This window comes from Mycobacterium sp. TH-M15, assembly GCF_057473705.1.
Genome location: NZ_JBYCLB010000354.1, coordinates 1 through 3,629 on the forward strand (window position 1 = coordinate 1; position 3,629 = coordinate 3,629).

2 protein-coding genes and 1 pseudogene are annotated in these 3,629 nt (G+C 71.4%); 2 read left to right on the plus strand and 1 reads right to left on the minus strand.

Translation table 11 applies throughout. The features are described 5' to 3' along the window. Positions 1–259 (plus strand): annotated as a pseudogene (locus AC2VNT_RS08675) (hypothetical protein); the annotation flags it as partial. Here the strand turns inward: AC2VNT_RS08675 and AC2VNT_RS08680 are convergent. Then, complete coding sequence (locus AC2VNT_RS08680; RefSeq protein ID WP_486946469.1) at positions 250–3,234, minus strand: acyl-CoA synthetase; 2,985 nt, start codon at positions 3,232–3,234, stop codon at positions 250–252. The pseudogene AC2VNT_RS08675 and the gene AC2VNT_RS08680 sit on opposite strands and share 10 nt — an antisense overlap. A 113-nt stretch (positions 3,235–3,347) precedes the next feature. On the opposite strand from AC2VNT_RS08680, the gene AC2VNT_RS08685 reads away from it, so the two are divergent. Beyond that, a partial coding sequence (locus AC2VNT_RS08685; protein WP_486946470.1) for an ATP-binding cassette domain-containing protein occupies positions 3,348–3,629 on the plus strand: 282 nt, incomplete at its 3' end.

Sequence of the window (3,629 nt, forward strand, 5' to 3'; positions counted from 1 at the left end):
CCGGGTCTCGCTGTACCGATTCGTCTCGGACAAACTGGTCAACCTGGCCGTCCTGGACGTGCAGACCCTGGACTGGCCGGACGACCCACCGGCGCACCAGTGGCAGGTGAACGGCAACACCAAGTGCGCGCTCAACACCGACGACCAGGCGGCCGGCGGTCTCGCCGTCCGCGACCAGGCGCTGCGCGACGCCAAGATCGACCCGGCGACGGCCCAGCAGCGCTTCTGTTCGGAGCCCTGGGCCAGTTTCTACCGCTGACCGGCCGCCAACGCCGATCGGGCCGCCGCGGTCAGCCGTTTGAACTGCTGGCTGTCGACGTCGAAGGACCACGCGTGGCGTCCCGGCCTGGGCAGCCCGGCGGCGCGCAGTGCGTCGGACGCCGGCCGGTAGGCGCCGCTGAGCGGAAACTCCGGCACGATCTGGACGATGTCCGGTCCGGGGCCGGTCGGGATCCCGGCCACCGCTTCGGTCAGATCGGCGCCGGTGATCGTCGCGCCCGGCTGCAGCGTCACCGCGGAGACCACGACCTGGTCCCCGTCGGCGGTGGGCACGCCGTAGGTCACCGCCAGGTCCACCCCGGTGACCAGACCGAGCGCGTCGGTGATCGGCGCCGGGTACACGATGCCGCGGCCGGTGTGGATCAGCGCGCCGCGCCGGCCCACCAGCCAGTAGTCCCCGTCGTCGTCGCGCCGGAACAGATACTCGGTCGAGATCCAGGTGTCGGCCGGGGCGAACACCCCGCGTTTCACCGATGCCGACGGGTCGATCGGCCCGCGGGGTCGGGCCAGCAGCACCCCGACCTCATTGACCGCCGCGACCTGGACAAAGCCGTCGTCGTCCTCCAGGATCAGGTCGTCCTCCGCGTCGTAGGCGGCCAACGCCACCTCGCCGGCACCGGGCAGCGGGCGTCCCTTGCTGCCGACCTTGGCGCCGGAGACGTTGGCCAGCACCGCCTGGCCGTCGGCGGTGGCGAAGAACTCCACGATGCGGGCCGGGGCGTAGCTGTCCATCACCCGCTGCCACAGCCCGGTCGGCATGCCGGAGCCGATGAACAGCCGGACCGGATGGTTGCCGTGCAGCGCCGAGGCGGCTTCGCCGACGACCTCGCGGAGCATGGCCCAGGTGTAGGACACCACCGTCACGCCGTACTGGCGCACCTCGGCGACGAACAGGTCCGGGCGAAAACCCCGGGAGAGCGCGATCCGGGTGCCGCCGACCACCGCGCCGCCCAGGCTGACCAGCAACCCCGACTCGTGGTACAGCGGGGTGAGGCAGTACACCGTGTCACCGGCGCCGAGCGCGGCCGCCGAGGCGGTGCCGAATGCCGAGAGCGCCCAGCGGTAGTTGGTGATCTGCTTGGCCACCAGCTTGCCGCCGGCATTGCTGAGCACGACGAAGGCCAGGTCACGGGCGAAGCCGGGGTTCGCCCGGTACCAGCCGGGCAGCTCGACGGTGTCCGGGTCGATCTGTTCCATGTCGATCACGTCGGCGTCGGCCGGCAGGTGCAGTTCGCGTGCCTCACCACCGCCGAGCACCAGCACCTGACACCGCAGTTCCCGAGCCGCCGCCAGCGCCGTGTCCAGGTTGGTCGGTCCGGTGATGATCTCAGCCACCCCGCCGATCCGGGCCGCCGCCACCAGATCCACGTCCGGGGGCATCAGCACCGCGACCGCGCCCAGCCGCGACAGCGCGGCGATGGCCACCAGGGCGCTGGGCCGGGTCTCCATCAGCACCCCCACGTGCACGCCCTGCCGGACGCCGACGGCGACCAGGCCGCGGACCACGTTGTCGATCCGGCGATTGACCGCCTGGTAGGTGTGCACCCGCCCGTCGAACAGCAGGAACTCGCCGTCGGGTGTGTCGTCGGCCTGCTCGTCGATGATCCGGCCCAGCGAGATCCGGGTGTGGTCGTTGATCTGGCCGAGTCGGGCCAGCCGCGGCAGCGTCCGTGCCGTCTCGATCGCCAGCGTGCGCACCGACTTGTTCACCGCGCCAACCGCATCGACGGCGCCTCGGGCCAGCGTCAGCGCGAAGTCGGAGGCTTCCCCGATACCGTGCGCCATCCGGGTGCTCAATGCGACACCGCTGTCGGAGTGTTCGGCGGGTTGGTCGGCCATCGGGGCCACGCCGGCCGGACGGTTGCCGTCACCGGAGATCCAGCTGACCCAGTGGGCCACCGTCGGCCAGCTGAGCTCGGTGGCCTTGGACCCGACGACCAGGCCGAAGTGGCCGGTGCGCAGCGAGTATTCGTAGACGTCGGCGTTGGGGGCGGCGCGACGGATGCCGCGGACGGCGGCCGGCTGCCCGATGTCGTCGACCTCGCCGACGAACGCCAGCACCGGGCAGGTGATGTCGGTCAACGTCACCAGCTGCCCGTTGATCGCGAAGCCGCCGCTCATCATCCGGTTGTGCGCGATGAACTGCTTGAGCAGCTGCGAGATCGCCGGGCCCGACCAGGCGATCCAGCCCTCGGACTCCAAGAACTTGCGTTGCGCTTCGCGCGGCAGCAGCGCCTCACGGTCGTGTAGCTGCCGCAGGAAATCCAGCCGGGCCTTCGCCGTTTTGAGCGGGTCCATCAGCTGGAAGCCGACCCGCGCCATCCAGCCGGAGATGTCCAGGTGGTTGAAGACGTGGTCGGCCATGAAGTCGGCGCCCACCGACGCCAGGTTGGGCGGCAGGCCCATCGGCAGCGCGGCCAGGGTGTCCACCGGCGCCCCGAAGGTGACGAGGCTGGCCAGGCTCTTCGACCGCCGGTACGCCGCCACCTGGTAGGCGAACATCCCGCCTTGTGAGTAGCCGGCCAGATGCACGTCGCGTCCGGTCGTCTCGGCGATGGTGTCGATCGCCTCGCTCAGCGCGACGATGTGGTCGGCCAGGTTGCGGCGCATCCCGCCTTCCACCTCGTCGGGCGAGCCGAAGTCGATCACCCAGGGGTCGCACCCGGCGGCGTGCAGCACCCCGACCGCCCCGTCCTCGCGGGTGACGTCCCACATGTTGGCCGACATCATCATCGGGTGCACCAGCAGCACCGGCGGGCCCGGCGGCTGGTGCCCCGGCCGGTTGTCCGGCGGGAAGTAGCGCCGCAGCTTGTACATCGGCACGCTCTCGACGATCTGGAACGGCGACGGCGCGGTGCCGGCGGTCTCCAGGCCGCCCAGCCGGAAAACCTCCAAACCGTTCTGCGCGGTGGCGATCAGCCGGCCGATGGGCCTGGTGATGCTCGACCAATTCACCGCTGCTCCCCCTGGTGCTGTTGTGGCTGATCATGACCGTGCGGACGGGCACATTCTGTCACATTCTCCCCACCCGGCCGGTGTGTTTTCCGGTGGCCAGTAGGGTCGGCGCGGTGGTACATCTGCTCGGCGCCGAGACGGTGAGCCTGCGGTATCCGACCGGCGTGGTGCTCGGCTCGGTGACCGTCGGGGTGAACGACGGCGACCGGATCGGCATCGTCGGCCGCAACGGCGACGGCAAGTCCAGCCTGTTGACGCTGCTCGCCGGCCGGATGGACCCGGATGCCGGCCGGGTCACCCGGCGCGGCGGGCTGCGGGGCGGGCGGGTGGGGGCGGCCGACACCCCGAACCCGGGGCACACCCGGCGGCGTAGGGGGGGGGGCGGCCGGGCGGGG